Here is a 26,720-nt window from a genome sequence, read left to right on the forward strand (position 1 = left end):
AGCACATGACACTCAACCTTTCAATGCCAGGACAAGATGATCTGAAACCCCGTATCACCGTCTTTGGTGTTGGCGGGGCGGGCGGCAACGCGGTCAACAACATGATCGAAAAAGAGCTCGACGGCGTTGACTTCGTTGTGGCGAACACCGACGCCCAGGCGCTCCAGCAGGCCCGGGCCGACAACCGCGTTCAGCTTGGCATCAAGGTCACCGAAGGTCTGGGCGCGGGCGCCCGTGCTAGCGTCGGCGCCGCCGCTGCCGAAGAGAGCATCGAGCAGATCGTCGACCATCTTGCCGGCGCGCATATGTGCTTCATCACCGCAGGCATGGGCGGCGGCACCGGGACAGGTGCGGCCCCGATCATCGCCCAAGCGGCCCGCGAACTGGGTGTGCTGACCGTTGGCGTCGTGACCAAGCCCTTCCAGTTTGAGGGTGCCAAGCGCATGCGTCAGGCCGAGGAGGGCGTCGAGACCCTGCAAAAGGTCGTCGACACGCTGATCATCATCCCCAACCAGAACCTGTTCCGTCTGGCCAACGAAAAGACCACCTTCACCGAAGCCTTCTCGCTCGCCGATGACGTGCTGTACCAAGGTGTGAAGGGCGTGACCGACCTGATGGTCCGTCCGGGCCTGATCAACCTCGACTTTGCCGACGTTCGCGCCGTGATGGACGAAATGGGCAAGGCGATGATGGGCACAGGCGAGGCCGAGGGCGAAGATCGCGCCATCCAGGCCGCCGAAAAGGCCATCGCCAACCCGCTGCTGGACGAAATCAGCCTGCGTGGTGCCAAGGGCGTTCTCATCAACATCACTGGTGGCCACGACCTCACCCTCTTCGAACTCGACGAAGCGGCTAACCGTATCCGCGAAGAAGTCGACCCTGAGGCGAACATCATCGTCGGCTCCACGCTGGATGAGAGCCTTGGTGGCCTCATGCGCGTCAGCGTTGTTGCCACCGGTATCGACGCCACTGATGTGAACACCGAAATGCCGGTCCCGCGCCGCTCCATGAGCCAGCCGCTGCGCCAGAACGTATCGGTTGACGATGTGGCGCAGGCCTCTGCTGCACAAGCACCCGCTGCCGCACCGATCGCTGGCGAGATGAAACAGGAAGTTGAGCAGGCCGCACTGTTCCAAGACCTTCAGCCGGTACAGCGCGATCAAGACCGTTATGAGGAAGAGAACGTTGTCGAAGACGACGACGGTCTGCCCGCACCGGCTTATCAGCCCGAAGTCGCCGCATTTGAGCCGCGTCAGGAAGAAGCGATCGAAGCTCAGCCCGAAGCCTTCGTTGCACCACGCGCCCCGACACCCGGCACACCATCCCCCGAGGCGCTGGCCCGCTTGCGCGCCGCTGCGCAGAAAGCAGCGCCCGAACAGCACCGTCAGGCCCAGCAGCAGCAGGGTGAGCAGGGCGACAAGGGTCGCTTTGGCATCAACTCTCTGATCAACCGGATGACCGGCCATGCCGAAGGCGAAACACAGGCCCGCCCCGCGCGTCAGCAGCCTCCGGTGCAGACTCGTGCCTCTGCTGCGGCGCCACAGCCGCAGGAAAGCAGTGATCCCGATCAAGAGCGCATCGAAATCCCCGCGTTCTTGCGCCGTCAGGCCAATTGATCCGATCACGATAGATGAACGAAGGGTCGCCTTGGGGCGGCCCTTTTTCGTTTTATAACAATTCCTTGCAATGGGGTCGGCACGCTAGCGCCCAAATGTTACGGGCATGTTTCAGACCGTTGCAAAGATTGAGTTGAGCAAAACGAACCAGCACCTTAATCCAGAGTTCAACACACAATAAGATGTTCGAAGCTTGAGGATGACCCGGTGCAGACAACGATCAAATCAGCAGTAAGCTTTACTGGCACAGGCCTGCACTCTGGCATGCCGGCCACCGTGACTCTGCGCCCGGCGTCTGCCCACCACGGCATCTGGTTCTCGCGCAGCGATGTGGCTGTCGGCGATCGCCTGATCCCAGCCCGTTGGGACGCGGTGGACCGTTCGCCGCTGTGCACCAAGCTGGAAAACCCCACTGGCCTGTCGATCTCTACTGTTGAGCATCTGATGGCCGCCGTGGCGGGCTGTGGCATCCACAACCTTTTGATTGAGATCGACGGCCCAGAAGTGCCGATCCTCGATGGCTCTTCTCTGCCCTTCGTGCGTGGCATCATGCAGCGCGGCCTGCGCCAGCTTGCGGCCCCTGTAATGGCTTTTGAGGTGCTGAAAACCGTGACCGTGCAGGACGGCGACGCTTCGGCGACGATCTCTCCCGCTGATACGCTGCGGATCGACTTTGAAATCGATTTCGCCGATGCCGCCATCGGCCATCAGCATAAATCGCTGACGATGAATAATGGCTCTTTCGCACGTGAGCTTTGCGACAGCCGCACCTTCTGCCGTCAGGCCGATGTCGAAGCGATGCAGGCCAACGGTCTGGCGCTTGGCGGTGAGGCGGGTGAGAACGCAGTGGTTTTCGACGGCGATGCGGTTGTCAGCCCCGGTGGCCTGCGCCACGCGGATGAGCCTGTGCGCCACAAGATGCTCGACGCGCTTGGCGATCTGGCGCTGGCGGGGGCACCGCTGCTTGGCCATTACGAAGGCAAACGCGCGGGGCACTCGCTGACCAACACGCTGCTGCGCGCGCTCTTTGCCACACCGGACGCCGTGCGTCTGGTGCCCTGTGACGCTGCCCAAACGGCGCGGCTGCCCGGCTCTGGTCTGATCTGGGGTGAAATTCCGCAGGTTGCCTGACCTCGCGGCAGGTTGGGCGTCTCTCAAACGGCAGGGTCCCAGGCTGGCGAAGTGCCATTGAACGCCCCGCCAATGCCTTGTATTCACTAAGCTGAAGTGACAAGCCTGACCCAGCGACGCGCCACCGCGCGCCCGGCTGCGGGCGGGGGTGGAATGGGCGTTTTGCAACGCAGTTTATTGTGCTAGTCACATGCGCAAGAGGGTCAAAGACCATGGGTTGGACGATGCAAGGGGTGCGGGCATGACGGTAGCAGGATCGCGCAAGCGGACGATCAGTGCGGTGCTTCTGGTCGCAACATTGGCGGCCTGCGGCGGTGGTGACGGACGCTCTGACGGCAGCTTTTTCAACCCGCAGGAAATCCCGCTTGAGACCTATTCAGCCGAGCAGATCTTTGAGCGCGGCGAATATGAGCTGACCAACAACAACCCCGGTGAGGCGGCGTTTTATTTCGCCGAGATCGAGCGCCTCTATCCCTATTCCGAATGGGCCAAACGCGCGCTGATCATGCAGGCGTTTGCCTATCACAAGGATCAGGACTACCCCAACAGCCGCTCCGCCGCGCAGCGGTTCATCGATTTCTACCCCGCCGAAGATGACGCCGCTTATGCGCAGTACCTTCTGGCGCTGAGCTACTATGACCAGATCGACGAAGTGGGTCGCGATCAGGGTCTGACCTTTCAAGCGCTGCAATCGCTGCGCGCTGTGATCGAAGGCTACCCTGACAGCGAATATGCCCGCTCTGCGGTGCTGAAGTTCGACCTCGCCTTCGACCATCTGGCGGGCAAGGAGATGGAGATCGGCCGCTATTACCTGCGCCGCGATCACTATACCGCCGCGATCAACCGCTTCCGCGTGGTGGTCGAGGATTTCCAGACCACGACCCATACCGCAGAAGCGCTGCACCGACTGGTGGAATCCTATCTTTCGCTGGGGCTGAACCATGAGGCGCAGACGGCGGGTGCCATCCTAGGCCACAACTACCGTGGCTCGGAATGGTATGAGGACAGCTACAAGCTGCTGACCGGGCGCGGGCTTGCGCCTGCCTTTTACAAAGACAACTGGCTGGGTGCAGCCTATCGCCAAACCATCAAGGGCGAGTGGCTTTAAGGGGGGTGGGGTCGCCCATCCGACGGTTCTAGATGCTGCGCGGACTTGATATTTCGGACATGCTGATCATCGACCGGCTGGAACTTGGCTTCCAACCGGGTCTGAATGTGCTGACCGGTGAAACCGGGGCGGGAAAGTCTATCTTGCTGGATTCGCTTGGCTTTGTTCTGGGCTGGCGCGGCCGCGCCGATCTGGTGCGCCAAGGGGCCGATCAGGGCGAGGTGACCGCTTGGTTCGATCTGCCGCAGGGCCACCCGGCTCATGCCGTGCTCGAAGAGGCGGGGCTGCCTGCCAGTGACGAACTGATCCTGCGCCGCATCAACACGTCCGACGGGCGCAAGACCGCTTGGGTCAATGACCGGCGCTGCTCGGGCGAGGTGCTGCGGCGGCTGTCTGAGACTTTGGTGGAGTTGCATGGCCAGCATGACGACCGTGGCTTGCTGAACCCGCGCGGCCACCGGTCCATTCTGGATGATTACGCTGGAAATGACCGCGCGATTGCTGAGGTTCGCGCAGCATGGGCGGCATTGGGCACGGCCCGCAAGGCAGCCGCCGCTGCCGCCGCCGAACGCGAGGCCATCGCGGCTGAGGAAGAGTTCCTGCGCCATGCCGTGGCGGAGCTAGATAAACTGAACCCTGAGGCAGGCGAGGAGGCCACCCTCGACACCCGCCGCCGCCAGATGCAGGGCGCGGAGAAAATCCGCCGTGATGTGATCAATGCCTATGAGCTTCTGGGCCAAGGCGGGGCAGAGACCGCCATGGGCGACGCGCTGCGCTGGCTCGATGGGGTGGCCGACAAGGCCGAAGGCGCGCTGGAAGGCCCCCTCGCCGCGCTTAACCGTGCGATGGTGGAACTGGACGAAGCGATGTCTGGCGTGGCCGATGCGATCGACGGGATGTCCTTCGATCCCTATGAACTAGAAACCTGCGAAGAGCGGCTTTTTGCGATCCGGGGGCTGGCCCGAAAACATGACGTGCAGCCCGATGAACTGGCCGGTTTTGCCGATACGCTGCGCGCTAAACTTGACGCGCTCGACGCGGGTGAGGCGGCACAGGCCGGGCTGGAAAAAGCCGTGCGCGATGCGCAGGCGCTTTACGACGAACGCGCGGCAGCCCTTACCGAAAAGCGGCGCAAGGCGGCGGCCAAACTCGACAAGGCCGTTGCGGCAGAGCTTGCCCCCCTCAAGATGGAACGCGCGGTTTTCGAGACGCAGCTGACTGAGGAACCCGCCGGCCCCGACGGGCGCGATGCGGTGTCGTTCACTGTAGCAACCAACCCCGGCGCACCGGCTGGCCCCCTTGGCAAGATCGCCTCGGGTGGGGAACTCAGTCGGTTCCTATTAGCGCTCAAAGTCTGCCTGACACAAAGCCAATCCGGCCTCACCCTGATCTTTGACGAGATCGACCGCGGGGTAGGGGGTGCCACCGCTGACGCGGTTGGCCGCCGTTTGAAGGCGCTTGCGGCTGAGGGGCAGGTGCTGGTCGTTACCCATTCGCCGCAGGTCGCCGCCCTTGGCGCGCATCACTGGCGCGTGGCCAAATCGGTGTCCAAAGGCATGACCACCTCGACCGTCACACCTCTCGCCCCCGAAGAGCGGGTGGACGAAGTTGCACGGATGCTCGCGGGCGATACCATCACCGATGCGGCCCGCGCGGCGGCTGAGGTGCTGCTGAACGGGCAAAAGGGCGCGACGACGTCATAAATGACGGTTTTACCTAAGGTCAGCTTGTCTTAGACAGGAAGAGCCCAACTGGTTAAAGTCCCATGCCTCCGCAAGATAACGCATTCTTTTCACACCAATTCGATCAGGCGCTTGGCGGCTGCAAACAGGGTTGGAAAGTGCTGCGCACGCGCGGGCCGGGCAAGATCACCTTTTGGTTCATCGCCCTGCTGGTGGGCATCGCCGCAGGTTTCGCCGCGCTGTTTTTCCGCAAAGGGATCAACTGGTTGCAGGCCACGCTCTATGGCACCGACGATGTACAATTCCTACACAGCTTTCTCGCCGGTTTGCCGTGGTATTGGGTGGTGCTGATCCCGACGTTCGGCGGGCTGCTCGTAGGGCTGATCTTGCACCGTTTCACCCGCGACGGGCGCGCGCGCAGTGTGGGCGATGTGATCCTCGGCGCGGCGATGCACGACGGGCGCGTTGAAACCCGCGCCGGGGTGGCATCGGCGTTGGCCTCGCTCATTACCCTCTCCACGGGCGGCTCTTCGGGTCGAGAGGGGCCAGTGGTACATCTTGCCGCCGTGATCTCGACCAAGGTCAGCCGTTTTATCAAAGCCGATGGGATCACCGGCCGTGACCTTCTGGGCTGCGCGGTGGCGGCGGCGGTCTCGGCCAGTTTTAACGCCCCCATCGCCGGTGCACTCTTTGCCTTAGAAGTCGTGCTGCGACATTTCGCGGTCCATGCCTTTGCGCCCATCGTCATCGCTTCGGCAGCAGGCACCGTCATCAACCGGCTGGAGTTCGGCGGGCTGACAGAGTTCGTCCTTCCAAGCCTCGGCGATGTGCAATTTTACGTCGAACTGCCCGCCTTCCTGCTTCTGGGTCTGACCTGCGGTCTGGTCTCGGTCGTGCTGATGCGCGCGATCTTCTGGGCCGAGGATTTCGGCAACTACCTCCAAGCCCGCACCGGACTGGCGCGCTGGCTGCGCCCGGCGGTGGCAGGGGCGATCCTTGGCATTATCGCCCTATGGTTCCCACATATCATCGGCGTGGGCTATGAAACGACCTCCCGCGCCTTAGTGGGGGAATTGGTGCTGCATGAGGCGATCATCTTTGCCGTGCTCAAAGTCGCCGCCGTGGCGATCACCTTGGGCGGGCGCATGGGGGGCGGGGTGTTCTCGCCCTCGCTCATGCTGGGCGCGCTGACCGGGCTGGGCTTCGGGATCATCGCCACGGGTGTATTCCCCGAGATCTCCGGCTCTTCCTCGCTCTATGCGCTGGCGGGCATGGGGGCCGTGGCCGCCGCCGTGCTCGGCGCGCCGATCTCAACCACGCTTATCGTTTTTGAAATGACGGGTGACTGGCAAACTGGCCTCGCGGTCATGGTCGCCGTCAGCATGTCCACCGCACTGGCGTCAAAACTGGTGGACCGCTCGTTCTTCCTCACCCAGATGGAACGGCGCGGCATCCATCTGGCGGCGGGGCCGCAGGCCTATCTGCTGTCGATGTTTATGGTGGGTCGGATCATGCGCCGCCCAGATGACGAGGACACCGCCTCAGAAGACGCCTGTTGGGATTTGATCGACAAGGGCACCTATATCGACGGCAGCGCCACGCTTGAGGCCGCCCTGCCGCTGTTTGACCAGACCCATTCCAACTTCATCCCGGTGGTCACCCTCAGCGCAGACGCACCGCCCGAATTGCTGGGCGCGCTGTTTCATGTCGATGCGCTGAAGGCCTATAACCGGGCCCTCGCCGCCACCGCGGCCGAGGAGCATTCCTGAGCAGCCGTCAGATACGTTCGATGGCGATTTCTTCCATTGGGGTGAAAGCCAGATAACCCTTGATCGCCGCCATATCCTCTTTGGGGTCTTCGTAAGACCAGACGGCATCTTCCAAGGTGCGGCTTTTGGTCACGACCGAGAAATAGCTGGCCTCGCCCTTATGGGGGCAATGGGTGGTCTTATCTGTACCATCAAGGAAGGCCATCGCGATATCACCGCGCGGGAAATAGATAACCGGGGGATAGTCCCCCTCGCGCAGTTCCAGCGCGCCTGTGCTCTCACCCAGCACCGCCCCGCCAGCGCGGACAACCCATGTGCCCTGGGCCGGAGTAATCGTAATATGGTCGGACATGCCGTACCCCCCTTTTTTACTGAAATCGGACGCTCACAGGGGCGCCGTTGCCGCATCCAACCACAGTTTTGTAACAGGTGATACCCGCGGCCCGATCTTTTCCGCAACGTCGCGGTGATAGCGGTTCAGCCAATCGCGTGCCTCGGGGCTGAGCGCCTTGATATCGATCAAGCGCCGATCAATCGGCACATGCGTCAGGGTGCGCCAATCGAGCATCTTGCGATGCGCGTCACCGCCGGGCAGGGCGGGCGCCTCCTGCACTACCAGCAGGTTCTCGATACGAATGCCAAAGGCCCCCTCGCGGTAATAGCCCGGCTCATTGCTGAGGATCATACCGGGCTCCAGCGGCACATGGCTCATCCGGCTCAACCGCTGCGGCCCCTCATGGACCGATAGATATGCGCCAACACCATGGCCCAGACCGTGGTCGAAGTCCTGCCCCGCCATCCAAAGCGGCAAACGACCCAACATTTCGATATCTCGCCCGGCCAGCCCACGTGGCCAGCGTAGACGGCTCATGGCGATCATCCCCGAGAGCACCCGGGTAAAGGCGCTACATGCCTCAGGATCGGGCGTGCCGATGGCGATGGTGCGGGTGATATCTGTGGTCCCATCAAGATACTGACCGCCACTATCAAGCACCAACAGATGCCCGTCTTGCAGCACACTGTCAGTCTCTTCGTTCACCCGGTAATGGATGATCGCCCCATTCGGCCCGGTGCCAGAGATCGTCTCAAAGCTGATGTCGCGCAGAGAAGGGTCCCGGCCCCGCAGACCTTCCAACTGCCGCACCACCTGTGTTTCGGTGACCGTGCCGGGCGTCTGCGCATCCAACCAGGCGAGCAGTTCCACCATCGCCGCGCCGTCCCGCAAATGTGCCTCTGCAGCCCCGGCAATCTCGGCCTCATTTTTGCAGGCCTTGGGCAAAGCGCAGGGGTCTTCTCCGGCCTCAGCCCGGTCGCCCAGCAGATCCGCAAACAGGACCGGAGCCGACTGCCGATCAAGCCGCACCGGCCCTTCTAACGCGCGCAGGTAATCAGGCAGGCCCGCGGGGTCATGCTGCAACACCTCCGGCCCCAAATGGTCCGCCACATCCGCCAGTTTCTCGGCCGCCATAAACAGATCAACCCGCGCGTCGTCATGCAAGACGGCAAAGCCATGGGCCACAGGATTGCGCGGAATGTCCTGCCCGCGAATGTTCAACAACCAGTTGTGGCTGTCGGGAAGGGTAATCAACGCCGCCTTCTGCCCCGCCTCCCGCAGGTCCGCCGCCAAACGATGCCGCTTGACGTGATGGCTCTCCCCGGCAAAACGTTCAGGATGCACGGACACCTTGCCCATCGGGGCGGCGGGCTGCTCGGCCCAAAGCCGATCCACCATGTTCTCAGTGCGCCGCAACTCAATCCCAGAGCCGTCCAAGGCTTCCACCAACAGATCCATCTGCCCCGGCGTATGCAACGTGGGATCAAAACCAACCACACCGCCCTCAGGCAGCTGGTCCTTCAACCAATCGGCCAAAGACACCTCGGGCCATGCCACGGGCGTAAAGACATCCGCCACCTGCGCCTTGACCTGTGTGCGATAGCGCCCGTCGATAAAGACCCCCGCAACGCCCTGCAGTGCTGCACAAAACCCGGCGGAGCCGGTAAATCCCGTGAGCCACGCCAACCGATCATCGCGCGGGGCGACATATTCCCCTTGATGCGCATCGGCGCGCGGCACCAGAAACCCGTCCAATCCCGCGCGCAGCAATTCTGCACGCAGCGCCGCCAGCCGCGGCGGCCCCTGCTCAGGGCGCGCGGTGACCTCGAAACTTTGGAACACACGCCCCTCCTTCATCCTTTTTTCAAATACCGTCCGACGGTTCAACTGACGCGACGCATGCCCATGACACGCGCCCGTTTGCGCGGATCACTGTCAAAAAGCGCGGCGAGCTGCTCGGTCATCGCCCCCGCCAACTGATCCACATCCGTAATCGTCACGGCACGGTCGTAATATCGCGTCACATCATGGCCGATGCCAATCGCCAGCAGTTCCACCGCGCGGCGTTTTTCGACCATGGCGATCACATCGCGGAGATGTTTTTCCAGATAGCTGGCCGGGTTCACCGATAGCGTGCTGTCATCCACCGGGGCACCGTCCGAGATCACCATCAGGATCTTGCGCGCCTCATGCCGTGCCAACATGCGACGGTGCGCCCATTCCAGCGCCTCGCCGTCGATATTCTCTTTCAGCAGACCCTCTTTCATCATCAGACCAAGGTGGTCTCGGGTCCGCCGCCAAGGGGCGTCAGCGGATTTATAGATGATATGCCGCAGATCATTCAGCCGTCCGGGCTGCGCCGGGCGTCCGTCGTTCAACCACGCCTCCCGCGCCTGACCACCCTTCCACGCACGGGTGGTGAAGCCGAGGATCTCGACCTTCACATTGCAGCGCTCCAAGGTCCGCGCCAAGACATCGGCGCAGATCGCAGCGATGGAGATGGGCCGCCCGCGCATGGAGCCGGAGTTATCCAGCAGCAGCGTCACCACGGTGTCGCGGAACTCCGTATCTTTCTCAACCTTAAAGCTGAGCGGCGTGGTGGGGTTGGCCACCACTCGCGCCAGACGGCCCGCATCCAGCGTGCCTTCCTCAAGGTCAAACTCCCAAGAGCGATTCTGCTGCGCCTGCAAGCGGCGTTGCAGCTTGTTGGCCAGCCGGCCCACCGCACCTTTGAGAGGCTCAAGTTGCTGATCCAGATAGGCGCGCAGGCGTTCCAATTCGATGGGCTCGGCCAGTTCCTCGGCCCCGATCACCTCGTCATGCTCACCCAGATAGACGCGGTACTCTGGGTCGGCGTCTGAGACGGGCGGCGGGGGCGGCGGGTCCATGGGCGCGTCGCCCTCGGGCATATCGGCCTCGTCGCCCAATTCCTGATCGGCCTCATCATCCATCGAGACCTGCGCCTGACTTTCATCCTGCTGCTGCTCTTGGCTGTTCTCGGGCGTGCCTTCGGCCTCTTCCTCGTCCTGATCGTCTTGACCGGTGCTGTCAGGGTCTTGCTCTTCCTCAGAACCCTCTTCGGCCTGATCCTCTTGATCCTCATCCTGTTGGTCGGGGTCGTCGCCCAGCTGATCGCCATAGCCAAGATCAGAGATCATCTTGCGCGCCAACCGTGCGAAATCGGCCTGATCGGCGAGGCTGCCGTCGAGCCCCTCCAGCGTGCCGCCCGCCTGATCCTCAATAAAGCCGCGCCAAAGCTCCATGGCGTTCTCGGCGCCTGCAGGCAGCGGACGCCCGGTGGCGAGATGGCGCACCATATAGCCCGCCGCGACGGAGAGCGGCACGTCACTGGCCTGTTTGGCCTGATCGTAGCCCTTGCGCAGCGCGTCATGTTTGATCTTTACGTCGATATTGCCCGCCGTGCCGGGCATGTCGCGCGCGCCCATCGCCTCGCAACGCGCGGTTTCCATCGCCTCATACAGCTCGCGTGCCATGTCGCCTTGGGGCGCATAACGGGCATGGGTCGCGTCATCGTGATAGCGGCGGTTCAGCGCCAGCGCATCGGCGGTGCCGCGGGCCAGTAAAACCTCCTCGCGGGTCATCCGTCGGCTGACCTGCGGCAGGCGCATCGCATCACCGGAAAGCCCTGAAGGATCAACGGAGTAGCTGACGTTCAGATCGGCGTCATCGGCCATCACCTTGGTCGCCTCAGCGAGGGCCTTTTTGAACGCGTCAGCGGGGTTGTCGGATTTCTTCATGAGCCCATGCCTTTGTCAGCTTTGATAAGAGGTTTGGCAGGTTTTCGCAGAAGGGTCAAAGGGGCAGGGCCAGTGCACAAAATGCGCCAGTTTCCGCCCATGTCACCCGCTAAGCGGGAACCCCCAGCCCAAGATCAGCATTTCCCCAGCAGTCGACGCACCGGTGCCTCTCTGAACCCTGGCAGCAACGCGTCTCAGCAAGTAGGAGTAAGGAAATGACCAATTTCATGCAACATGCGAGCCGTCTGGCCATGATCGCTGTTTTGGGTGCCGTCCCTCTGGCCGCCACCGCGCAGGACGCCACAAAGCCCGCGACTGACGAAGCCACCGCCGAAGCGCCTCAGACCGATGAGGCAACACAGAGCGGTGAGGCCACAGCGCGCGATGATGCGGTAGAGGCCGAGACGGAGACCGACACTGCCGAAGCGCCCGAAGGCGATGCGGAAATGGAAGCCGATACGGCTGAAGCGCCTGAGGCTGACGCCGAGATGGAGGCCGATACCGCAGAGGCACCTGACACGGACGCCGCCACCGATAGTGCCGAAGCACCGGCTACGACAGAGCCGATGACTGAAGACACGGCCGAGGCTCCGGCGACAGAGCCGATGAGCGATACCACAGCCCCCGCTGACGCAACCGCCGAAGCTCCGGCAGAGGAAATTGCCAAGCCGGTAGAAGGTCAGATCACCATGCAGAGCGAGAACACGATTCTTGCCGACGATCTAATTGGCAGCAACGTCTATTCCGACGCCGGTGAAAAAATCGGCGATGTGGAAGATCTGATCGTCAATCTTGATGGCACCGTCGAAGGTGTTGTGATCGGTGTCGGTGGTTTCCTCGGCATGGGTGAAAAGTGGGTAGCTGTAAAAATGGACAGCCTGTCGACCATGACGGACGAAAGCGGCACGCTGCGTCTGGTGTCTTCGGCCACCAAGACCGACCTTGAGGCCGCGGAAGCGTTCAAAACCGCGCAGGATATGGAAGCCGAGCAGCAAGCGCTTGAGAATGCTGCCCCGCAAGACCCCAATGCGGTCGGTACTGAGACTGCGCCTGCCAACTAAACTATGGCCAGAGGCGGAACGAAAAAGGAGCGCTGATATCAGCGCTCCTTTATTTTTGTCCGACGGTCTTTGCGGATCAGCCCAGACTTAGGCTCGCCGCGCTCTCGGGCAGTTCCTCGTCAAACAGGCGCTGGTAGAACTCCGCCACGGTCTGGCGCTCTAACTCGTCACATTTGTTGAGGAAGGACAGGCGGAAGGCATAGCCCACGTTGCGGAAGATTTCCGCGTTCTGCGCCCATGCGATGACGGTCCGCGGGCTCATCACCGTCGACAGCTCGCCATTCATGAAAGCGGTCCGGGTCAGGTCGGCCACCGTGACCATCTGCTTGAGGGTCTTGCGGCCCTTTTCAGTATTGTAATGCGGGTTTTTGGCCAGCACGATCGCGGTCTCGGCGTCTATGCTGAGGTAGTTCAACGTAGCGACGAGCGACCAACGGTCCATCTGCGCTTGGTTGATCTGCTGGGTGCCATGGTAAAGACCCGTGGTGTCGCCCAGACCGACGGTGTTGGCCGTGGCGAAAAGGCGGAAGTAGGGGTGCGGAGTGATGATCTCGTTCTGGTCCATCAGGGTCAGCTTGCCGTCATGCTCCAGCACGCGTTGGATCACGAACATCACATCGGCGCGGCCCGCGTCATATTCATCGAACACGATCGCTGTCGGGTTGCGCAGTGCCCAAGGAAGAATGCCTTCGTGGAATTCAGTAACCTGCTTGCCGTCGCGCAGTTTGATCGCGTCTTTGCCGATCAGGTCGATCCGGCTGATGTGACTGTCGAGGTTGACGCGCACGGTGGGCCAGTTCAGCAGCGCGGCGACCTGTTCGATATGGGTCGATTTGCCGGTTCCGTGGTAGCCTTGGATCATCACACGACGGTTGTGGGTAAAACCCGCAAGGATCGCCAGCGTGGTGTCGGGGTCAAACTTATAGGTGCTGTCGATGTCCGGCACGCGGTTGGTACGCTCAGGGAAACCCTTGACGATCATATCGGAGTCGATGCCGAAAACGTCGCGCACCGAAAGCTCTTCGGTGGGTCTCATGTTCTGTTCCAGTGCGCCGTCAGCCATCGCTCGTCATCCTTTTTCTCAGGCGCGGAGTTCGGGCCGCGCGCGTATCTGGTGCAACATATCGTGCCTATCCGCAAGGGGAAGGGGGCAACTGGCATTATCCGCAAGCACCCATTGGTCTGGCGCTTGGATCAGTCCTTAAAGTTGCGGCTGCCCTTGATCTGATCCCAAGCCCAAACCACCAGCTGCAACTGCTCTTCCTGACTGCGGTCGCCGCCGTTCATGTCAGGGTGCAGCACCTTGATGAGCGCTTTGTAGGATTTGCGCACCTCAGGCTTGGTCCAAGTGTCCTTGGCCTCCAAAATTTCGATCGCGCGGCGCTCGGTCGGGGGCAGGCGGCGGCCCGCTTGCTGGCCTTTGCCCGGGTTCTGGGTGGCGTTCTTGCCCAAGACCTGATGCGGGTCTTCGATGCCAAGACGCGCCCATGCGCGCTGCTCAGGATCGCCGAGCGGCTTGGTGGTCCGCTCCCAAACCTTGTCCTTGGACATTTGTGCGTTCAACTCAGCCTCAGTGGTGCCGTCAAAGAAGCTCCACTTGGAGTTATATTCGCGTACGTGCTGCTGGCAGAACCAGAAGTAATCATCCAGCACATCCGGCGCTTTCGGCGCGCGGAACTTGCCCGCTTCCTCGCAGCCCTCATGGTCGCAAATCCGGGTCGAGGTTTCCGAAGCCCCGGACATGCCGCGACGGCCGCGGGGGTTTTTCTTTTTGGACGACGACACGGACATGTCGAATCCGAAGGGATCAGCTTTTGGCATGTGGATAGACCTTTCCGACTCAGGCCGGTCACCATATACCCTGCGTCGCAGGATTGAAGGGGGCCGAGGTAAAAAACATGTCGACAACACAAGAGATTTCAGACCGGCTGGAAGCCGCATTTGCGCCGCGAGAATTGGATGTGGTGGATGACAGCGAAAGCCATCGCGGTCATGCCGGGTTTCAAGAAGGGGGCGAAAGCCACTTTAACGTGCGCATCCGTTCAGAGCGTTTCAAGGGTCAGAACCGGCTGGCGCGGCACCGTGCGGTGCACAATGCCTTGGGGCCGGATCTGATGGGGCGCATTCATGCGCTGGCGCTGGATCTGGACGAATAAGGCCCGTTCTCAGGGCTTTGATTTATCCTCATCTTCGTCGGTTTTTTCCGGCGAAGATGCTTCCGACGCTTCCTTTGCCGAGGTGCCGGAGAGAAAGGCAGGAGGTGTCGCCACTTCGGCGGGTTCCTCTTTTACGGGCGCGTCATCCTCAGGCGTGATGGAGGCGGGTGCATCGGCCTGAAGCGCCGTGTCGTCGCCTTCAATCGTGGCGGCCAGTGCAGGTGTTGCAGCAACGGCGGGGGACGGCAGCAGATCGGTATCGTCCGGCTGGCTGGCCGCATTTGCCAAGCGGCGGAACACCAGCACATTGCGCCATTCTGTCGTCGTTGAGGTCAGGCCAGACCGTTCTTGCGACGGCAGCGTTTCGGCCCGCTGGTACTCCCAGCCCTCGGCGGCCTGTTCGTTCAGACACTCTTCCAACGTATTGGCAAAGCGCGCCTCGGGGGCTTTCAGACCTTTGGTCTTCTGCCCTTTGGTGGGGGCGGGAAGAATCTTGTATTCGTAGCGCATATTGACCTCGGCAGTTTTGGCGACATGAGCCGCGTCAGGTGAATTTCAGGCGATTTTGCGGCGGATGCCGATGCTCCGTCCCGCTTGCGCCGGTTTGGGCAATTGGGCGTGGATACGGCGCATCTCTTCAAGACGTGTCAGGATATGCTGCGGCATGGGGGCCACCCGCGGCCCGGACTGATCCACATGCAGCGTCAGCCCCTCGGCGGTAGCGGCGAGCCAACCGTCGACGTGCCAAAGCTCCTGAAAACTGTGAAATCGCTTCTCGTCATGGTCGAGCAATTGGAAGGTCGTATAGACGCGGTCACCCTCATGCAGCTCGCGCAGATAGCAGACGTGGAATTCGGCCACATAGGTGGTGCAGCCCGTGCGCTGGTATTCTGGCCCCAGACCGATTTCGCCATAGGCTTGGTCAACGCCCTGATCGAACAGGACGTTGTAATAGGCCATGTTCAAATGACCATTGAAGTCGATCCATTCGGGGAGAACCGTCATCTCGTCCGAACGGAAGGGGACCGGGGCGTCGCTCATTGCAGGGCGAGCTTGCGCGACACGATTTCGTTGACCGCCTTGGGGTTGGCCTTGCCGCCTGTGGCTTTCATCACCTGACCGACGAACCAACCCGCGAGCTTCGGGTTCTGCTGCGCCTTGGCGACTTGATCGGGGTTGGCGGCGATGATTTCATCCACTGCCGTTTCAATCGCCCTGGTGTCTGTGACCTGCTTCAGGCCCTCGGTCTCGACGATCTCTGCCGGGTCGCGGCCAGTTGTATAGGTGATTTCAAAGACTTCCTTGGCGATCTTGCCAGAAATCGCATCTGACGCGATCAGATCGACGATGCTGCCAAGCTGCGCCGGGGTGACCGGGCTTTCGGTGATGCCCTTGTCGTCTTTCTTCAGACGACCGAAGAGTTCGTTGATCACCCAGTTCGCGGCCATCTTGCCATCACGGCCCTGCGCCACGGCCTCAAAATAGCCCGCGCTGTCGAGGTCAGCGGTCAGAACGGAAGCGTCATAGTCGCTCAGCCCGAAGTCACCGATAAACCGCGCTTTTTTCTGGTCGGGCAGTTCCGGCAGGTTCGCAGCAATCTCATCCACCCAAGCCTGCTCGATCTCCAGCGGCAGCAGATCGGGGTCGGGGAAGTAGCGGTAGTCATGCGCTTCTTCCTTGGAACGCATGGAGCGTGTCTCTTGCTTGTCGGGGTCAAAGAGACGCGTTTCCTGCACCACTTCGCCACCCGCCTCGACAATCGCGATCTGGCGTTTTGCTTCGACTTCAATGGCTTGCTGGATGAAACGCATGGAGTTCATGTTCTTGATCTCGCAACGGGTCCCTAGGTGAGAGAAGTCCTGCGTTTCCTGATATTTCTCATATTGTCCGACACGGCAGATCGACACGTTCACATCCGCGCGCATCGCGCCTGACTGCATGTCGCCGTTGCAGGTGCCCAAGTAACGCAGGATCTGGCGCAGTTTGCCAAGGTAGGCGGCGGCCTCTTCAGGCCCGCGGATGTCGGGGCGCGAGACGATTTCCATCAGGCAGACGCCGGTACGGTTCAGGTCCACAAAAGACATGTTCGGGTCCATGTCGTGGATCGACTTACCCGCGTCCTGCTCCATATGGATGCGCTCGATCCGCACCAGACGGGCAGTGCCGTCGCCAAGCTCGACCAGCACTTCGCCTTCGCCTACGATGGGCTCGTAGAGCTGGCTGATCTGATAGCCCTGCGGCAGATCGGGGTAGAAGTAGTTCTTGCGGTCGAAAGCGGACTTCAGGTTGATCTCGGCCTTAAGGCCCAGCCCGGTGCGCACGGCCTGTTCGACGCAATATTCATTGATCACCGGCAGCATCCCCGGCATCGCGGCATCGACAAAGGCCACATTGCTGTTGGGCTCGGCGCCGAATTGAGTAGACGCGCCCGAGAACAGCTTGGCGTTCGACGCGACCTGCGCGTGGACCTCCATCCCGATGACCAGTTCCCAGTCATGTTTGGCACCGGCAATCACGCGCGGTTTCGGGGTGTCGTAACTCAGATCAAGCATCGCGGCCGCCTTCGGTCAATTGGAACTTGGCCGGTCATACTGGAGCGCCTGCCGCGCTTCAAGAGGCAGGCTTAGCCGGGCAGGGCAATCTGGCGGCGACCTTCGGTGAAAATGACCCGTTTGCCGGCATCAATCTCGCGCTGGAACAGGCCGGTAATGATGCGCATCGCCTCATCCCTTCCTGAGGCGGCAAAGCGGCTGGCAGAACGAACGCGCAGGTTGTTGTCAAAGCCACGCGCCGCATGGGCCCAGAGCATCGGGTGCAGTTCGGTCAGGTGATCCCGCACGATCCAGCGCGCGCAATCGGCGATTTCGGCACGTACGGCCCCTGCGGCATCTTCTGAAGGGGCGGCCTGACCGATTGTATTGGCGCAATAGGCGGCCAGTAGGTTCGCGGTATGGGCATCGGGGCGGCGGGCAAGGATATCGCGCAGCCCTTCGATGAAAAACGGCACATCAAGGTTGGCACAGGCCCGCGCATCGCAGCTGATGGCGTCAAACTGCACCCACGTATAGCCGCCCGCGCCCCATGTCTCTTGGGTCCGCGCGGCAGTGCGGCGGGCCTCGAGTTCCAATTGGTCATAGGAGCCATGCCACCGCGGCAGGAGGTGGTTGCCCATGGCCCGCATGGGGCGCGGGTTTTCGGGGTTCAGGTCGATGAGCCGCGCGTAGCGATCCGCCACGGCGCGGGCGTCACCGCCGGTTCCCCCAAGCAGGGCACAGTGCGTCGCCGCGAGCAGGGGCGAGCTGGCTGTGTCCTTGTCGAATGGCGCGAGGATTTGCTCGGCGCGTTCAAAATGCGCCGCGAAGGCCGCGTGGTTGCGGGCGGGCACATCGCTGTCCCAGCCGGTGCCGCGCCACGCCCAGCCGATGTCCATATGCGCTTGGGCCACAATGACCGCGATGACTTGGTTGCCAACATGGTCAGCCAGCACATGTTCCAAGGCTTCGATCCCGGCCATCAAAGGCGCGTCGCTGGCCGGTTTACCATCATAAAGCGCATGTTCCGCGGCGAGAATCACATCCGCCCGCGCGCCAAAGGCCATCAACTCGGCCACCGGCATCGCCCCCGGCGTCATTTCGTGGTTCATATCGGCGTCATGGAGCAGGACTGCCATCTCCTCCCAGCGTTCTTGGCGCACCAGCCATTGCGCGCGGTATTGGTGGCGGTCGCGCTGCATCTCTTCGGCGGTGGGGTCGGGACAGGCGATGCGCAGCAGCGCGTCGCGCGGCGCACGGCGGCGCAGCATCGGCATTTCTAGTGGCGCAAGCTCAGGCGCTTGGGGCGCGGTTTTGGCAAAGAACCCTTGCAAGGCGGACGGGATCATATGCGAAATTTTCTTCATCTTGGGCCGGTCCTGCCTGCTGTTTTCTGATGGTTAAGAATAGCCCGCGTAATGGGGCGGAACCGTGACCGACCTGCGGAGCTTTCGGGAAATTTCTGCAGCGGGTTGGGGCAGCTTTTGGACTGCCCCAAGGCGACAATCCCGCCGCCCTGCGGCGCGTTGTATTGCGATCAGAGGAAATTTGCCGATCCCAGCCCCCGCCGCGCTTGCCAAGCGCCCTTTGGGGCGGTCTTATGCCGCCCATGAAATCTGCCATGATTGCCCTGCTTCTCTGCGCAAGCCCAAGTTTGCTCTGGGCCGAGCTTTTCAAACAGCCCGCCCCCGTTCCGACGGCTGAGGCCGGGCCCGTGGTGCGGACCGCCTCTGCGCCGTTGTCCTTCCCCGATACAGTCAAGCCGCAGGAGAACCCGCCCGCGCTTGAGACTGCGCCCTTTGCCACATCACTGCGCCCGCCCGCGCGCCCAGGCAATCTGCCGCGCACCCGCTGGCAACATATGCGGGGCCATTCGCTTTGGACCCGGGCGGCGATCTCGGCGCTCAAGTCTCATGGCAAGCCCTTGGTAGATATGGTGCCCGCCGATGTGGAGGAGTGGTGCCCGGCCTATCCGACAGCATCAGACAGCCAGCGGCGCGCCTTTTGGGTTGGGTTCATGTCGACGCTGGCGAAACATGAGAGCACCTATCGGTCTTGGGCCGTGGGCGGCGGTGGGCGCTGGTATGGGCTGTTGCAAATCCTGCCGGGCACGGCGCGGGGGTATAAGTGTAACGTGGGCAGCGGCGACGGTCTCAAGAATGGGGCCGCGAACCTCAGCTGTGCCGTGCGGATCATGGCGACGACCGTGCCGCGCGATGGGGTGATTGCCGGAAACGGCAGACGCGGTGTTGGCGCGGATTGGGGCCCGATGCGCAGCGCCTCCAAACGCGAGGATATGGCCCGCTGGCTGCGGCAGCAGTCCTATTGCAAGCCATTGAACGCGACACGGCCCCGCAGCCGTCCGTAAATTATTGGATCAACGTGAAGTGGTGCCGCTCTGTGGCGACACCGCGCGCATGAAGTGCAGCTTCTAACGTGCGGTGTGGCGGTGTGGCTTCAAAGGGCAGTTTGATCTTGCGTCCCGTTGCCAAAACCACCGTGGCGCGTACCGACATATCAAGCCTCGTATCAAGTCGGACGTGGTTAATTTGCGCCAGTGCGATCTTGGCATCACGCCTGCCCGTGAACCACGACAGGTTGCTTTGATCAAGGGTCAAGCCACTGAGCGGATTGGTGAAAACCTCCCAGAGTGCGGGCAGGGTAAAGAGCCCTAGCAGCCCCACGAGCCAACCGGAGGCTTCGAGCCAGTACCATGCCGCCCCCAGTGCTGCCCAGAGCGCGGGCAGCACCAACAGCGCGGTTCGACTGCGGGCATGGCGGCGATACTCGTAGGCCGCTATGCCCTCTGTCTGGGGCAGGGCGTCAGGCACCGCGAATGCGGCTGAGCATCTCTGACGTGTCCCGGCTAAGGTCAGGGTTGGCGAGGATGCGGTCCAATTGCGTTTGGATCATCTCTTGCCGCGCCGCGTCATAGCGCCGCCATGTCTGGAATGCCGAACACATCCGCGCCGTGGTCTGCGGGTTCACCGGGTCAAGCTTGATCAGCCAATCGGCCAGCAGCGCGTAGCCCTTGCCGCTTTCATGGTGAAAGCCCGCATGATGCGTGGCAAGGCTGCCAAAGACCGCGCGGAAGCGGTTTGGGTTCTTCCAGTTGAAATCGGCGTGCTGGGTAAGCGTTTGCGCGACCTCTGCGGTCTTCTCCGGCGCGGCCTGCGAGACCTGTAGCCCGAACCATTTGTCCATCACCAAACGGTCATCGCGCCACTGCTCTTCAAACTCAGCCAGCGCCTTGTCGCCATGGCCCGCGCGCAGCAGGGCCGCCAGCGCACTGAGTTGCTGGGTCATATTGTCGGCCTGATCGTATTGCGCCTGCGCACGCTCCGGGCCCTGCACGCGGGTGAGCAGGGCGAGGGCCGCATTTGTCAGTGCGCGTTTGCCGGATTGCTCGGCATTTGGCTGGTAGGCAGCGTCGACGATGTGCCGGTCGTAAAGCTCGCTCAGGGTTGAGACGAAAGCCTGCGCCAAGGCGTCGCGCGTGGCATCCACCGCTTCATGGATCGCTGCCGGGTCCGGGGTTTTGCCCGTATCATAGAGGGTGTTGGCCAAATCCGCATGGCTGGGCAGGCCCAGCATCAATGCACGGTAGGCGGGCTCCAGCGTCTCATCCCCGAGTACCGCTTGAAGTGAGGCGAGCCATTCAGCATCCGGTGCGCTGCCTTCGGTGATCGTCGCCAGCAAAGACTGCCGCGCCAAAGTGCGCCCGGCCTCCCAGCGGTTGAAGGGATCGCTGTCATGGGCCAGCAGAAGCAGCCGCTCTTCTTTCGAGAGGTCATGTGCAAGCACCACCGGGGCAGAGAAGCCACGCAGTACGGAGGCCACGGGCCGCGCATCAAGTCCGTCGAAGGTAAAGCTCTGCTCGGCTTCGGTCATCTCCAACACGCTGGAGGGGGACACCTCGGCACCCTCCGCGCCAATCAGACCTACTGTGATGGGCAAGACCTGTGGCTCAGGCAGTGGCGTGGCGGTGCTGGGGGGCGTGTGCTGTGTGAAGGTGAGGGTAAAGATGCCCTTTCCCGCGTCCCAAGCCTCCGTCACCGCAAGGCGCGGGGTGCCGGCCTGAGAATACCAACGTTTAAACTGGGTCAGATCGCGGCCTGTGGTGTCTTCGAACACCTTCAGCCAATCTTCGATCGTTGCCGCGTCGCCGTCGTGACGCTGAAAGTAGAGGTCCAGCGCCTTGGTATAGGCATCATCGCCCACCAAGGTCTTGAGCATACCGATCACCTCAGCGCCCTTCTCATAGACGGTGGCGGTGTAGAAGTTGTTGATCTCCTGAAAGCTTTCCGGCCGCACCGGATGGGCCAGCGGGCCTTGATCCTCGGCGAATTGACGGCCCCGCAGATCGATCACATCGCTGATCCGTTTCACCGCCGGAGAACGCATGTCAGAGGTGAACTGGCTGTCGCGGTAGACCGTCAGCCCTTCCTTTAGACACAGTTGGAACCAATCGCGGCAGGTGATGCGGTTGCCAGTCCAGTTGTGGAAATACTCATGCGCGATGATCGCCTCGATCCGCTCAAAATTGTCATCCGTCGACGTCTCGGGCGAGGCGAGAACGGCGGCGGAGTTGAAGATGTTCAGCCCCTTGTTCTCCATCGCGCCCATGTTGAAATCATCCACCGCGACGATATTGAAGATGTCGAGATCGTATTCGCGGCCATAGACCTCTTCATCCCATTTCATCGACGCCTTTAGCGCCTCCATCCCAAAGGCACATTTGCCCTCATCGCCGGGGCGCACATATAGGTTTAGATCGACGTCCCGGCCCGACATGGTGGTAAAGCGGTCGGAATGGGCAACCAGATCGCCCGCCACCAGCGCAAAAAGATAGGCAGGCTTTGGCCATGGGTCATGCCACTCGGCATGGTTCTGCCCCTGTGCCACCGGGTTGCCGTTGGACAAGAGCACCGGATGCGGTCCATTGACGGTGACGGTAAAGATACTCATCACATCGGGGCGATCGGGGTAATAGGTGATCTTGCGAAAGCCTTCAGCCTCGCACTGGGTGCAATACATCCCACCCGACATATAAAGCCCTTCGAGGGCGGTGTTGCCTTTAGGATCAATCTCAACCTCAGCCTCCCAGATGAAGGGCGCGTCAGGTACGGCGCAGGTCAGGCCACGGTCGGTCACCTCTGGCGCGACCGGTTTGCCGTCAATCTGCGCGGAAATAAGCTTGAGCTGCTCACCATGAAGGAAAAATTCCGCATCCTTAGCCGCAGGATTGCGGCGAAAGACGATGCGGCTTCTTACCCGTGTCTTGTGGGGATCAAGGTCAAAGGTCAGCGCAACCTCATCCACAAGAAAGCCGAACGGCTGATAGTCGCTGAGATAGATTGTTTGGGGGGTGGCGTCGCGCATTGGGCCTCCAGTAGCGGGAACGTAATCAGTCTGGGAAAGGTTATGTCTCCAGGAGGCTGCCTGCAAGCCGAGCCCCCGTAACTTCGAGCAATGAGGTATATCCATGTCTGCCCCTGACACCGATACCGAAACGCAGAAGAAACGTCATCGCCACGCTCTGATCGGTATCAAAACCGCTATCATCGCGGGGGCACTGCTGATGATCGCCGGCATTGTCTATGCGGTGCTGCAGGCCACCGACCCCTCACCTGAAGGCGACGCGCAGCCCGTAGACGGCCCGGCGGACGCCGAGCCGGTGATTGCCCGCCCGCTGCCCCCCGAAGGAGAGCGCTAACCCCCTCTGCCGTCCTCGCGCTTGCGCCGCTTTGCCTTTCTGCTAGATATTTCTGAATGGTATTCAGTGCGGAAGAGGGCAGAGAATGACGAGCAAAATAGACAAGAATGGTTTGCAGGTAGACGCCGCACTGGTCGACTTCATCGAGACCTCGGCGCTGCCGGGGACCGGGGTGACGGCAGAGGCATTCTGGGCAGGGTTCTCTGGTCTGGTGCATGACCTGGGTCCTAAGAACCGCGCTTTGCTGGAAAAACGTGCGGACCTTCAGGCGCAGATCGACGGTTGGCATCGGGAACGCGCAGGTCAGCCGCATGATGCGGAAAGCTACACCGCCTTTCTGCGCGAGATCGGCTATCTTTTGCCCGATGGCCCAGACTTTCAGATCGAAACACAAAACGTAGACCCGGAGATTGCCCAAGTGCCGGGGCCGCAGCTTGTGGTGCCAATCACCAATGCGCGCTTTGCGCTGAACGCTGCCAACGCGCGCTGGGGCAGTCTTTATGATGCATTCTATGGCACCGACGCGCTGAGTGATCTGCCTACGGGCAAGGGCTATGATCCAGAGCGCGGCGCACAGGTGGTGGCTCGGGCGAAGGCCTTCTTGGATGAGGCGGCCCCACTCTCCGCTGGCAGCCATGCGGACCTCGCGGGTTACCGAGTGGTAGACGGCCATCTCGAAGGTGTGATGTCCCAAGATGCAGCGCCCTGCGGTCTGGCCGATCCGGCGCAATTTGCAGGCTACCGTGGCAACGCCGAAGCGCCGGATGTGATCCTGCTGCGCAACAACGGGTTGCATATCGAGATCAAGATCGATCCGGACCATGCGATTGGCAAGGACGATCCCGCCAGCGTCGCCGATGTGGTCATCGAATCCGCGCTTTCTACCATCATGGACTGCGAAGACAGCGTCGCGGCGGTGGATGCCGAAGATAAAGTGCTGGCCTATGGCAACTGGCTTGGCCTGATGAAGGGCGACCTGTCCGAGACCTTTGAAAAGGGCGGCGAAACTGTCACACGCCGCATGGCCGAAGACCGCCGCTATACCGCTCCTGATGGCGCTCGTGAGGTTACGCTGAAAGGCCGCTCGCTTATGTTAGTGCGCAATGTTGGCCACCTGATGACCAATCCGGCCGTGCATGACCGCGAGGGCCGTGAGGTCGGCGAGGGGCTGATGGACGCGATGGTGACGACGTTGATCGCGATCCACGACCTCAAGCGCGAGGGCGGCAATTCCGTCACCGGCAGCGTCTATGTGGTGAAGCCCAAGATGCACGGGCCGGAAGAGGTCGCCTTTGCCGATGAGATCTTCATCCATGTGGAGAAGACGCTTGGTCTGCCGCAATATACCGTGAAGCTCGGCATTATGGATGAGGAACGCCGCACCAGTGCCAACCTCGCAGAATGTATCCGCGCCGCGAAACATCGCGTGGCCTTCATCAATACCGGTTTCCTCGACCGAACGGGCGACGAAATCCACACCAGCATGGAAGCCGGGCCGATGGTGCCCAAGGGCGAAATGAAGAACAGCGCTTGGATCGCGGCCTATGAGGACCGCAATGTCGACATCGGGCTGGCCTGCGGATTGCAGGGCCGCGCGCAGATCGGCAAGGGCATGTGGGCCATGCCCGACCGTATGGCCGAGATGCTGGAGGCCAAGATCGGCCACCCGCAGTCGGGCGCAAACTGCGCTTGGGTGCCGTCGCCTACGGCCGCGACGTTGCACGCCATGCATTACCACAAGGTTGACGTGCTGGCGCGACAGGAAGAAATCAAAAAGGGCGGCGCGCGTGGGACACTCGACGCGCTGTTAACCATCCCGGTGATGGAAGGCCGCAACCTCAGCACCGAAGAAATCACCCGCGAAATTGAGAATAATGCGCAGGGTATTCTGGGCTACGTCGTGCGCTGGATCGATCAGGGGGTAGGCTGTTCCAAAGTGCCCGACATCAACGACGTGGGCCTGATGGAAGACCGCGCTACCTGCCGCATCTCGGCCCAAGCCTTGGCAAACTGGCTGCACCACGGCGTCATCAGCCGCGAGGAAGTCGAGGCAGCGCTTAAAAAAATGGCAGCCGTGGTGGACCGTCAAAACGCGGATGACCCAAGCTACCGTCCCATGGCGCCGGGCTTTGACGGGGTAGCGTTTCAGGCGGCCTGTGATTTGGTGCTCAAGGGCCGCGAGCAACCCTCTGGCTATACCGAACCGGTGCTTCATGCGCGGCGTTTGCAGCTTAAGGCGCTGAGCTGAGGTTGAGGCCGCCGTACGAAGCGCCTATGTTCGGGCCATGGTGAATAAGAGGTAACTCATGGCCCGACCCGTCGTTGGTATTATTGGCAATTCCTACCTGCTGAACGATCAATACCCCGTCCACGCGGGCGGGCAGATGAACACCGAAGCGATTGCCGAGGTCTCGGGCTGTCTGCCGCTCATCGTGCCGAGCGATCCGCGCTTTGTCTCGGTCGAAGAACTGCTTGAGGTCTGCGATGGCTTCCTGCTGACCGGCGGGCGGCCCAATGTGCATCCGGAAGAATACGGTGAGCCTGAGACAGAGGCACATGGTGCCTTTGACCGTGCCCGCGATGCCGTGGCGCTGGCGCTGGTGCGGGCCTGTGTGGCGCGGGGCCAACCGTTTCTTGGCCTGTGCCGTGGATTTCAGGAGGTCAACGTGGCCATGGGCGGCTCGCTCTACCCCGAGATACGCGATCTGCCGGGGCGGATGAACCACCGGATGCCCCCCGACGGCACCATCGAAGAGAAGTTCGAGCTGCGCCATGACGTGAGCTTTACCGAAGGCGGCGTGTTTCACCGTGTGATGGGCGCATCCAAGGTACTGACCAATACGCTGCACGGGCAGGGCATCAAGGAGCCCGGTCCGCGCGTTGTGATCGACGGCCATGCGGACGACGGCACGCCCGAGGCGATCTACATCAAAGACGCCCCCGGATTTACTCTCGCTGTGCAGTGGCACCCTGAGTGGAACGCGGCCAAGGATCCGGTCTCGCGGCCATTGTTCGAACATTTTGGTGCGGCGGTGCGGGCTTGGGCTGCGGATGGGTCGGCCCTGCCGGTGATGACTGCCGCGCAATAGGCGGGGCGGTTGGCCGCGCGGTATTGACGAGGCGCGGCCCTACCAAAGGATCCCGCTCGCGGATTTTGCGGGCGACGCCGTTTTGATGGTCCCGTGTAAGGTATGGTTCGTGTTTCCGGGGCAAGGATACCGCCTTCACGTGCTAGCAGGTCGCTATGCTAAGGTGCCAGCTCTGGCTCCAAGCAAATTAACTGTGCAGGCGGCTCGGAAGCGCGGCGGGGGATGTCACGTTCCTCAGTGGTGTCACATCATCGTCCAAGACCGCTTCTTCCGCTGAATGGTCCTTCTTACCCTGTGCGGCGATCTGACGAGAACGGGCGCGGGCGTAGGAACTGTAGGGCCAAGCCTCCGGACGCTGACAAAACCCGGCGTGGACCGGGCTGAGATGCACCAGATCGCAATGCCGTTCGAAATCCGCGTGATCGCGTATCCGATGCTTCCAAAACCGCCGCTGCCATATGCCCTTCTCCCCCCGTTTGATTTGTCGCAGGCTGCGATGCGGAGCCGGGGGGAGGTGCCGCGAAAACCGTCCTTTCCACATGCCGATGCGGTTGGCGTAGTCATGATCCCCTTGCGGCAGGGTCCAGACCGTGTGGATCACATCCGGCAGGATCGCGATGGCGTCGATCTGGAACGGCTTGCGCGCCAAAGTTTCCCGCATTGCATGTCTGAGTGCCGAGATATGGCGCAGCAGCGCATCATCGTCCCGCCGCGCGAGGCGCAGGGTAAAGAAGTAGCGTTCGGAGCCATAAAACGAATCTTTCATGGC

General features: G+C 61.8%; 23 protein-coding genes. 11 read left to right on the forward strand and 12 right to left on the reverse strand.

Features of this window, described 5'->3' with window-relative positions; all coding sequences use genetic code 11:
• Window positions 1–5: 5 nt before the first annotated feature.
• The 5 genes from ftsZ to K3759_RS05640 all read left to right on the forward strand — a co-directional run bounded on the left by ftsZ (window position 6) and on the right by K3759_RS05640 (window position 7,306).
• Window positions 6–1,616 carry a cell division protein FtsZ gene (ftsZ, locus tag K3759_RS05620; RefSeq protein ID WP_259984787.1) on the forward strand — a complete coding sequence of 537 codons (1,611 nt, stop codon included), beginning with the start codon at window positions 6–8 and terminating at the stop codon, window positions 1,614–1,616.
• A 207-nt stretch (window positions 1,617–1,823) separates the two neighbouring features.
• Window positions 1,824–2,747 carry a UDP-3-O-acyl-N-acetylglucosamine deacetylase gene (lpxC, locus tag K3759_RS05625; protein ID WP_259984789.1) on the forward strand — a complete coding sequence of 308 codons (924 nt, stop codon included), beginning with the start codon at window positions 1,824–1,826 and terminating at the stop codon, window positions 2,745–2,747.
• Window positions 2,748–2,988: 241 nt separating this feature from the next.
• The gene (locus K3759_RS05630) at window positions 2,989–3,855 is read left to right on the forward strand and encodes an outer membrane protein assembly factor BamD (protein ID WP_259984791.1); all 867 of its coding nucleotides are present in this window, start codon (window positions 2,989–2,991) and stop codon (window positions 3,853–3,855) included.
• 32 nt (window positions 3,856–3,887) lie between these two features.
• The gene (gene recN, locus K3759_RS05635; protein ID WP_259984793.1) at window positions 3,888–5,558 is read left to right on the forward strand and encodes a DNA repair protein RecN; all 1,671 of its coding nucleotides are present in this window, start codon (window positions 3,888–3,890) and stop codon (window positions 5,556–5,558) included.
• A 62-nt stretch (window positions 5,559–5,620) separates the two neighbouring features.
• The gene (locus K3759_RS05640) at window positions 5,621–7,306 is read left to right on the forward strand and encodes a chloride channel protein (protein WP_259984795.1); all 1,686 of its coding nucleotides are present in this window, start codon (window positions 5,621–5,623) and stop codon (window positions 7,304–7,306) included.
• 7 nt (window positions 7,307–7,313) lie between these two features.
• Here the strand turns inward: K3759_RS05640 and K3759_RS05645 are convergent, their stop codons facing one another.
• Genes K3759_RS05645 through cobT form a run of 3 tightly spaced genes read right to left on the reverse strand, consistent with a single transcriptional unit; the run spans window position 7,314 to window position 11,398 of the window.
• Window positions 7,314–7,658, reverse strand: a complete 345-nt coding sequence (locus K3759_RS05645; protein WP_259984797.1) for a DUF427 domain-containing protein — start codon at window positions 7,656–7,658, stop codon at window positions 7,314–7,316.
• 33 nt (window positions 7,659–7,691) lie between these two features.
• Entirely contained in the window at window positions 7,692–9,482 is a 1,791-nt protein-coding gene (locus K3759_RS05650) for an aminopeptidase P family protein (protein WP_259984799.1), read from the reverse strand.
• A gap of 41 nt (window positions 9,483–9,523) precedes the next feature.
• Complete coding sequence (cobT, locus tag K3759_RS05655) at window positions 9,524–11,398, reverse strand: cobaltochelatase subunit CobT (protein ID WP_259984801.1); 1,875 nt, start codon at window positions 11,396–11,398, stop codon at window positions 9,524–9,526.
• A gap of 215 nt (window positions 11,399–11,613) precedes the next feature.
• Here cobT and K3759_RS05660 point away from each other — a divergent pair, with 215 nt between their 5' ends.
• On the forward strand, window positions 11,614–12,459 hold the full coding sequence (locus tag K3759_RS05660; protein WP_259984803.1) for a PRC-barrel domain-containing protein: 846 nt from the start codon (window positions 11,614–11,616) through the stop codon (window positions 12,457–12,459).
• A gap of 76 nt (window positions 12,460–12,535) precedes the next feature.
• On the opposite strand, the gene cobS is transcribed toward K3759_RS05660, so the two are convergent.
• The gene (gene cobS, locus K3759_RS05665; RefSeq protein WP_007119442.1) at window positions 12,536–13,522 is read right to left on the reverse strand and encodes a cobaltochelatase subunit CobS; all 987 of its coding nucleotides are present in this window, start codon (window positions 13,520–13,522) and stop codon (window positions 12,536–12,538) included.
• Window positions 13,523–13,653: 131 nt separating this feature from the next.
• Window positions 13,654–14,280, reverse strand: coding sequence for a J domain-containing protein (locus K3759_RS05670; protein WP_259984806.1), 627 nt, complete (start codon window positions 14,278–14,280; stop codon window positions 13,654–13,656).
• Between the two features lie 77 nt (window positions 14,281–14,357).
• Here K3759_RS05670 and K3759_RS05675 point away from each other — a divergent pair, with 77 nt between their 5' ends.
• The gene (locus tag K3759_RS05675) at window positions 14,358–14,615 is read left to right on the forward strand and encodes a BolA family transcriptional regulator (protein ID WP_132444483.1); all 258 of its coding nucleotides are present in this window, start codon (window positions 14,358–14,360) and stop codon (window positions 14,613–14,615) included.
• Between the two features lie 9 nt (window positions 14,616–14,624).
• Here K3759_RS05675 and K3759_RS05680 read toward each other — a convergent pair whose 3' ends face one another.
• The 4 genes from K3759_RS05680 to K3759_RS05695 form a co-directional block, all read right to left on the reverse strand.
• A complete protein-coding gene (locus K3759_RS05680) occupies window positions 14,625–15,125 on the reverse strand; it encodes a DUF4177 domain-containing protein (RefSeq protein ID WP_259984809.1) in 501 nt (166 codons plus the stop codon).
• A 45-nt stretch (window positions 15,126–15,170) separates the two neighbouring features.
• A complete protein-coding gene (locus tag K3759_RS05685) occupies window positions 15,171–15,656 on the reverse strand; it encodes a thioesterase family protein (RefSeq protein WP_259984811.1) in 486 nt (161 codons plus the stop codon).
• Complete coding sequence (gene gatB / locus K3759_RS05690) at window positions 15,653–17,167, reverse strand: Asp-tRNA(Asn)/Glu-tRNA(Gln) amidotransferase subunit GatB (protein ID WP_259984813.1); 1,515 nt, start codon at window positions 17,165–17,167, stop codon at window positions 15,653–15,655. Before gatB ends, K3759_RS05685 begins: the two co-directional genes overlap by 4 nt.
• Window positions 17,168–17,238: 71 nt before the next feature.
• On the reverse strand, window positions 17,239–18,513 hold the full coding sequence (locus tag K3759_RS05695; RefSeq protein ID WP_259984815.1) for a hypothetical protein: 1,275 nt from the start codon (window positions 18,511–18,513) through the stop codon (window positions 17,239–17,241).
• Between the two features lie 254 nt (window positions 18,514–18,767).
• On the opposite strand from K3759_RS05695, the gene K3759_RS05700 reads away from it, so the two are divergent.
• The gene (locus K3759_RS05700) at window positions 18,768–19,514 is read left to right on the forward strand and encodes a lytic transglycosylase (RefSeq protein ID WP_259984817.1); all 747 of its coding nucleotides are present in this window, start codon (window positions 18,768–18,770) and stop codon (window positions 19,512–19,514) included.
• A 1-nt stretch (window position 19,515) separates the two neighbouring features.
• Here K3759_RS05700 and K3759_RS05705 read toward each other — a convergent pair whose 3' ends face one another.
• Together K3759_RS05705 and pepN are read right to left on the reverse strand one after the other, a co-directional pair.
• Window positions 19,516–19,977: a hypothetical protein gene (locus K3759_RS05705; protein WP_259984819.1), complete on the reverse strand. Its 462-nt coding sequence runs from the start codon at window positions 19,975–19,977 to the stop codon at window positions 19,516–19,518.
• The gene (gene pepN / locus K3759_RS05710; protein ID WP_259984821.1) at window positions 19,970–22,528 is read right to left on the reverse strand and encodes an aminopeptidase N; all 2,559 of its coding nucleotides are present in this window, start codon (window positions 22,526–22,528) and stop codon (window positions 19,970–19,972) included. The genes K3759_RS05705 and pepN overlap by 8 nt, the downstream gene beginning before the upstream one ends.
• Before the next feature lie 103 nt (window positions 22,529–22,631).
• Between pepN and K3759_RS05715 the strand changes: the two genes are divergently transcribed.
• The 3 genes from K3759_RS05715 to K3759_RS05725 all read left to right on the forward strand — a co-directional run bounded on the left by K3759_RS05715 (window position 22,632) and on the right by K3759_RS05725 (window position 25,951).
• On the forward strand, window positions 22,632–22,862 hold the full coding sequence (locus tag K3759_RS05715; protein WP_259984823.1) for a hypothetical protein: 231 nt from the start codon (window positions 22,632–22,634) through the stop codon (window positions 22,860–22,862).
• 85 nt (window positions 22,863–22,947) lie between these two features.
• Window positions 22,948–25,110 (forward strand): malate synthase G, encoded by a 2,163-nt coding sequence (locus K3759_RS05720; protein WP_259984825.1) that lies wholly within the window; start codon window positions 22,948–22,950, stop codon window positions 25,108–25,110.
• A 58-nt stretch (window positions 25,111–25,168) separates the two neighbouring features.
• A complete protein-coding gene (locus tag K3759_RS05725) occupies window positions 25,169–25,951 on the forward strand; it encodes a gamma-glutamyl-gamma-aminobutyrate hydrolase family protein (protein WP_259984827.1) in 783 nt (260 codons plus the stop codon).
• Window positions 25,952–26,138: 187 nt separating this feature from the next.
• Here K3759_RS05725 and K3759_RS05730 read toward each other — a convergent pair whose 3' ends face one another.
• A complete protein-coding gene (locus tag K3759_RS05730) occupies window positions 26,139–26,717 on the reverse strand; it encodes an REP-associated tyrosine transposase (RefSeq protein WP_259984829.1) in 579 nt (192 codons plus the stop codon).
• Window positions 26,718–26,720: the final 3 nt, after the last annotated feature.

The organism is Sulfitobacter sp. W027 (genome assembly GCF_025143985.1).
Classification (GTDB): Bacteria; Pseudomonadota; Alphaproteobacteria; order Rhodobacterales; family Rhodobacteraceae; genus Sulfitobacter.